This is a genomic window from uncultured Gemella sp., from assembly GCF_963537375.1.
Lineage (GTDB): Bacteria > Bacillota > Bacilli > Staphylococcales > Gemellaceae > Gemella.
Window position 1 is genome coordinate 43,216 of sequence record NZ_CAUTDQ010000011.1, and the last position, 6,000, is coordinate 49,215.

The 6,000-nt window shown below is 30.4% G+C and carries 8 protein-coding genes; 7 read left to right on the forward strand and 1 reads right to left on the reverse strand.

All coding sequences use genetic code 11. The annotated features are described in order from the left end of the window. Nucleotides 1-22 precede the first annotated feature (22 nt). The gene (locus tag RYK99_RS03365) at nucleotides 23-448 is read right to left on the reverse strand and encodes an HD domain-containing protein (protein WP_314990115.1); all 426 of its coding nucleotides are present in this window, start codon (nucleotides 446-448) and stop codon (nucleotides 23-25) included. 227 nt (nucleotides 449-675) lie between these two features. Between RYK99_RS03365 and RYK99_RS03370 the strand changes: the two genes are divergently transcribed. The 7 genes from RYK99_RS03370 (at nucleotide 676) to RYK99_RS03400 (ending at nucleotide 5,977) form a co-directional block, all read left to right on the forward strand. Next, nucleotides 676-1,002 (forward strand): PadR family transcriptional regulator, encoded by a 327-nt coding sequence (locus RYK99_RS03370; RefSeq protein WP_314990117.1) that lies wholly within the window; start codon nucleotides 676-678, stop codon nucleotides 1,000-1,002. Between the two features lie 21 nt (nucleotides 1,003-1,023). Beyond that, complete coding sequence (locus tag RYK99_RS03375; protein ID WP_314990119.1) at nucleotides 1,024-1,677, forward strand: hypothetical protein; 654 nt, start codon at nucleotides 1,024-1,026, stop codon at nucleotides 1,675-1,677. Nucleotides 1,678-1,825: 148 nt separating this feature from the next. Continuing rightward, a complete protein-coding gene (locus tag RYK99_RS03380; protein WP_314990120.1) occupies nucleotides 1,826-2,716 on the forward strand; it encodes a cation diffusion facilitator family transporter in 891 nt (296 codons plus the stop codon). 203 nt (nucleotides 2,717-2,919) lie between these two features. Continuing rightward, the gene (gene mvk / locus RYK99_RS03385; RefSeq protein ID WP_314990121.1) at nucleotides 2,920-3,726 is read left to right on the forward strand and encodes a mevalonate kinase; all 807 of its coding nucleotides are present in this window, start codon (nucleotides 2,920-2,922) and stop codon (nucleotides 3,724-3,726) included. Continuing rightward, the gene (gene mvaD / locus RYK99_RS03390) at nucleotides 3,708-4,619 is read left to right on the forward strand and encodes a diphosphomevalonate decarboxylase (protein WP_314990123.1); all 912 of its coding nucleotides are present in this window, start codon (nucleotides 3,708-3,710) and stop codon (nucleotides 4,617-4,619) included. Before mvk ends, mvaD begins: the two co-directional genes overlap by 19 nt. Then, complete coding sequence (locus RYK99_RS03395) at nucleotides 4,586-5,575, forward strand: phosphomevalonate kinase (RefSeq protein WP_314990125.1); 990 nt, start codon at nucleotides 4,586-4,588, stop codon at nucleotides 5,573-5,575. Before mvaD ends, RYK99_RS03395 begins: the two co-directional genes overlap by 34 nt. A gap of 21 nt (nucleotides 5,576-5,596) precedes the next feature. After that, nucleotides 5,597-5,977 (forward strand): hypothetical protein, encoded by a 381-nt coding sequence (locus tag RYK99_RS03400; protein WP_314990126.1) that lies wholly within the window; start codon nucleotides 5,597-5,599, stop codon nucleotides 5,975-5,977. The last annotated feature ends 23 nt before the right edge of the window (nucleotides 5,978-6,000 follow it).

Below are 6,000 nucleotides of genomic sequence, written 5' to 3' on the forward strand. Positions count from 1 at the left end.
AATTATTAATAACTATTACCCTCTAAGAATTTAAAAAATTGATAGCTTTTTGATATTTTTCTTTTCTCTTAATATCTTTTTCAGTAACTTTCGCTAATCTTGTTAAGTCAGAATTATGACGCAAATCTGCTAATTTTACAACTCTTGCAAGTTTATTTTTCTTTACTGAATTTAAGTAACTTTGATAGTCTTCCCCCCTCTTTTTAGTTATAATATCAACTGCTTCTATAACTTCTTTAGAAAAGCCATACTCATACAAATCTTCTAATGTTAGTTCTGTATCTTCAATAACATCATGAAGATATGCTACTGCTTTTTCTTCATCTGTTTTTACAAAACTAGCCACCTTTTCAGGATGTTTTATATAATCTTCTCCAGCTTTATCGACTTGTCCTAAGTGGGCTCTTTTAGCTATTTCATAGGCTTTTTCACTTTGAGATTTTTTCATATTTTTATTATATACTTACCTATTTTGTTAGTCAAACTTTACTAACATGAATTATCAAACATTTTTTTGTTATACTTAACCTTACATTCACTATACTTACTAATTATTTCATTTAACTATTTTGCTTTACAAGATACCTTTTCTATAGTACTATTATGTATAACAAGATAGCGCGAATTTTTGACTTTTATATTAATAACTATAAAACTAAGAAAGGAGGTTTCAAAATGGAAATTAACACTTCTCAAATACTAAAAGGCACATTAGAAGCATGCATATTACAGCTAATTAAAAACAAAGAAATGTATGGCTATAAAATAACTGAACAGCTCTCTAATTATGGGCTTGATATGGTTGCTCAAGGAACTATATATCCCCTACTATTAAAACTAGAAAAAGAGAATTTAGTTACTAGTTATTTGAAAGAAAGTAACTTTGGACCTCCGAGAAAATATTATTCTATTACTGATCAAGGTAAAGAATATATAAATTCATTTAAAGATATATGGGGAAATATAAGTACAACAATTACAGAGATTATGAAAGATAAATAATATTCGCAAGGAGAATGCACTATGAATACAGCTGACCTACTAAAACATAATAATGAACTTAGACTACAACTTAATGAAGAAAATAAAAAATATTATGAGGAGCTTCTAGTCGCTTGTCGGATAAAAAATACTGCGAAAAATGAATCTGCTCTAGAAATTCAATTACTAGAAATATTACAAGATTTAATTTTATATCAAAAACAAGGAAAGAGCTTTACCGATGTTTTTGGAAATGATATAAACAAATTATCTTCATCAATAATTGCAGAACTACCAAAGGAAAACAAAATGAAAATATTTAGATTTTCTCTAGTTTATCTTTTAATTTTGATTATTAGTTCTTTAGCACCTTCAATATTTTCTAGAACTATCCAACCAATTTTAACAATATTATCTATAGTAGTATTAGTCTTAGGTTCTTTGATTTGCTTATACCTACTAATTTATAGAAAAACAGATAAAAATAAGTGGTTTATATATATTTCATCATTAATAATATTTGAAGTATCATTTGGTCTAATACCAATTCTAGATAAATTAAAAATAATTCCAGAGTACCTTTCTCTAGAAGTAACATTATCAACTAACTTCTTATACTTTTACGGAATTTTTAGTGTTCTTTCTTACATATACATTTTTTTAACTTTCAAAAAATACTACTCTAAAAAGATATAATAAAACTACCCGACTAAATCTTTAGTCGGGTGTTCCTTTGTTAAAGTTCACCTAAGAGAAATAATTTTAATTTAAAAATAACATTTTTTCTATTGAATAATTTTTTTAAACCTGTTATAATGATAAAACATTATTTTAGGAGGAAGCCATGAATAATTCGATTTTCGATAAATTAAAACGCGCTGAACAAGGTGCCAAACTTAGTATTCTGTCATATTTATTGCTGACCGTTTTAAAACTTTCCGCTGGTCTATTTTTTAAATCTTCAGCCTTAGTTGCCGATGGTATTAACAATGCTACCGATGTAATTTCATCAGTATGCGTGCTTATCGGTTTAAAAATTTCTAGAAAACCAGCTGATGAAGACCATCTATACGGTCACTTCAGAGCTGAATTGATTTCTACATTAATAGCTTCATTCATTATGTTATATGCAGGAATCGAAGTAGTAATGTATGCAATAAACAAAATTATAACAAAAAATTTTGAACAACCTAATCTACTTTCTGCTGTCGTAGCTTTTATAGCGAGTGCTATTATGCTTGGGGTATATTTCTATAATATTCGTCTAGCTAAAAAAATCGGAAGTAAATCTCTTAAAGCTGCAGCCCTTGATAATCTTAGTGACGCTTTTGTTTCTATCGGAACATTAGTAGGAATCATCGCTACATATATCGGACTTCCAATAGCTGATTCAGTAGTCGCAATAATCGTCGGATTACTTATTATTTACACTGCTGTTAGTATTTTCAAAGAATCTACACACGTTCTTACTGACGGCGTTGATACTGAAGTGATAGATAAGGTTAACAATATTGTAAATGATATTAAAGGTGTAACATCAATAGTAGATACGAAAGGTAGAACTCATGGCTTACTATACTTTATCGATATTACTGTTACAGTTGAACCATCATTAAATGTTAAACAAAGTCACGACATTACCGTAAAAATTGAAAAAGCATTATCTAAAGAATTCTATTATTGTGAAACTTTAGTACACTTAGAACCGCATGGTATTGCTTGCCATTCACATTAAAATATTTCAAGATGAAATTGTACTTCTTTTAACTTAAGTTACTTCTAGTATAATTTCATCTTTTTTTACTGCACCGATGTTTGACAAAAACAAATACTAAAAGTATAATTATTGTACGTATAAAAGTATTTTTTACTATTAATTTTCTTTTTATTAAATAGTATAAAATACTACTTAAATATAAAATTGGAGTTTTTAAATTTATGACGCACGCAAAAGCAATATTCTTCGGTGAACATGCAGTCGTTTATGGATACAAAGGAATTACTATTCCACTTCCACAAATGAATGTAGAAGTCACTTTAGAAGAAACAGATACAATTCAACAAAGAGATGAGATTCTTAGCTTCATCGCTGATTCATGTGGAATTGATAATAAAACAAAAATTAATATTACTAGTACCATCCCTGTAGGGCGTGGACTAGGTTCTTCTGCTGCGCTGAGTATCGCTATTGCATGTGCAAAAAAACTCCCAAACGTTAGAGAAATCGCTAATAAATGTGAGAAATTTATCCACGGGAATCCTAGCGGTATTGATGTAAATCAAGTACTTAGTGACACTCCCCTTTTATTTTCAAAAAAAGACGGAGCTAGTGAGTTAAATTTTAATCTAAATAGTTATTTACTGATTATCGATACTGGTGTTGTTGGAATTACTAAAGAAACTCTAAAACACATAGCTGATAATTATGTTGAATACGAGAAATATATTGCTGAATTAGGTGGAATCACTGATTTAGTAATCGAACCGTTAAAAAATAAAAACATCGATCTTGTCGGACAATATATGTATAAAGCTCATGATTTACTGCGAAAACTTGGAGTAAGTCATGCAAGCAACGATGAAGTCGTAGAAATTTGTAAAGACAATAATGCAATCGGTGCTAAGCTAACTGGCGGTGGTGCTGGTGGTTGTTGCATTAGCCTTAGTAAAACAAAAGAAAATGCATTAGAAATTCAAAATGCATTAAAAGAGAAAGGATATTCATCATGGATAGTTACAGTTTAGGTTATGCTAATATTGCCCTAGTTAAATACTGGGGAAAAAAATCTAAAGATCCTGTCTTACCTTATAATCCTAATATTTCTTTAAGATTAGACAATCTTTTATCAAAAACAAAAATTGGGAAAAACGATAATAATGTTGATGAATTTTATATCAATGACGAAAAACAAAGCCAAGAAGAAGTCGATAAAATGATTAAATTCATCTCTAAATTCACACCAACTGAACGTGAAGCTATAACTATTAGAAGTTATAATACCGTTCCTACTGCTGCAGGACTTTCTTCAAGTTCTAGCGGAACAATGGCATTAGTGCTTGCATGTAATGAATATTTCAAATTAAACAAAACTACTAAAGAATTAGTTGAAATAGCAAAAGAAGGATCTGGTTCTTCATGCCGAAGCTTCTATAAACTTGCAGCATGGCTTGAAGATGGAAGTGTTGAAGAGTTAGAATGTTCTCTAGACTTCGGAATGATGGTTCTTGTTGTTAATGAAGATAGAAAGAAAATTTCTAGTCGTGTCGCAATGGAGCGCTGTGTTCAAACATCGACAACATTCGATGCATGGGTAGAAAAAGCTAAAAATGATTTTGTATTAATGAAAGAAGCCCTAAAAGAAGCCGACTTCGAGAAAATCGGAGAGATTACAGAAAGTAATGCTCTTGCTATGCATGGTACAACTTCTACATCTACTCCAAGTTTTTCATTCTTGACTGAAGAAAGCCACATGGCAATGGATATAGTAAAAGAACTACGTTCTAAAGGTTATAGATGTTACTTCACTATGGATGCTGGCCCAAACGTGAAAGTATTATACTTAAGGGAAGATCAAGACAAATTATATGAGGAAATTTCAAAATTATGGAAGAAAAAAATAATTTTGTGCATGGAGTAGCATACGGTAAGCTCTATCTCGCTGGTGAATATGCGATTTTAGAAGATTACGCTTCTGCACTAATAACAAGTGTCCCTAAAAAAATTACTGTATTTGTAGAAGAAAGTACTACAACTACTATCTTCGATACAATTAATAAAACTTCTGTTGGTCTTTTTGAAGAAAATAGTAACTTCACACTAGTTCAACAATTTATCCAATTTTTAACAGGATATACAAATAGTGATAAAACCTTCGCTCTTACTATTTTCAATGAACTTCATAGTGATGATAAGAAATACGGTCTAGGTTCGTCTGGTGCTGTTCTTGTCGCTATAGCTCGTGCAATCTTATCATTTGAAAATATTCCTTATAATGATTTAACTATTTTCAAATTGGTCGCCCTATTTAATATTAAACACAATCTAAGCGGATCTATGGGAGATGTTGCTGCGAGTATTAATGATGGAATCACCTTCTATCAAAAATTTAATGCCGAGTTCGTTAATGAAATGATTCGCCAAGATAAAACTGTTAAAGAAATAATTAACACAAATTGGGATGGACTTCTTATTGAAAAAATACATCCTAAAGCTGATTTAAGCATCTTAGCGCGTTGGACTGGTGAAGCTGTTGATACGAAAGAACACGTTAAACTTTGGAAAAAACATAAAGATAATTACAAAGAAGAATTTAAAGTTTTTGTTGAAACTTCAAATACTCTAGTTAAAACATTGAAAGAGAATTTAACAGAAACAGATGCATCAAATGCACTAAATACAATAAATAAACTTAGAGAAAATCTATTATATTTAGAAAGTTTCTCTAAAATACCAATGGAAACAAGTACGATGAAAAGCTATATTGAATCACACTCAGCTGGTAAGCAAAGCGGCTCTGGAAGTGGTGACTTTGTACTAGGATTCGAGAAAAATAACGATAAGTATCAGCTACAACTGAACTTAGAAAGATTATAATAAACTACGAAAGGATTAATTATGAGAAAAAAAGATCATATTAGATTGGCGCTTGCTGATAAAACAAAAGTAACTAGCTTGGACTCATACGCAATTGATTACAACAGTATTCCACTTTTCGGATTAGATGATGTGGATACTTCTACATCAGTTTGCGGGGATCGTTGGGAATACCCATTCTTCATCAATGCTATAACTGCTGGTGGAGAAGATTGTAACAAAATTAATCAAGATTTTGTGGAAGTTAGTGAAAAATGTGGAATTAAATTTTTCCCAGGATCATATTCTCCAGCTCTTAAGAGTAAAGAAGATGAAGAAGCTTATCCTAAAGGTTATTCGGTAAACTTAGGATTAGATAAAGATCCAAAACTTGTTTTATCAGCAAGCGCCAATCTAATATGATCTTTTTTTCTCATAATTAATCC